Annotated in this window: 1 protein-coding gene; it reads left to right on the top strand. The window is 75.7% G+C overall.

What is annotated here, in order from left to right; all coding sequences use genetic code 11:
- The coding region (locus ACEN88_RS35795) for a hypothetical protein (RefSeq protein WP_413347135.1) at window positions 1–255 on the top strand (255 nt) is incomplete at both ends.

The raw sequence follows: 255 nt of genomic DNA on the forward strand, positions 1-255 counted from the left end.
GGCCGCGCGCGCCGTCGCGCTCACGGCCGGGACGCTGCTGTGCGCGGTGGCGCTCGCGTGCGTGGGTGCGCTGCTGTTCGCGCGCCGCCTGCTGCGCGCCACGGAATACCTGGGCGCCGCCACCGAGGGCATGGTCGACGGCTGGCTGCCGCCGCCGGCCGACCTGCGCATCACGGAACTCAACGCGCTGCAAAAGGTGCTGCACGCCGTGTCCACCCGCCTGATCCGGCTGGACGCGGCACGCCAGCGCCACCT

Source organism: Massilia sp. CT11-108, assembly GCF_047302915.1.
In the GTDB taxonomy this organism is placed as follows: Bacteria; Pseudomonadota; Gammaproteobacteria; order Burkholderiales; family Burkholderiaceae_D; genus Telluria; species Telluria orientalis.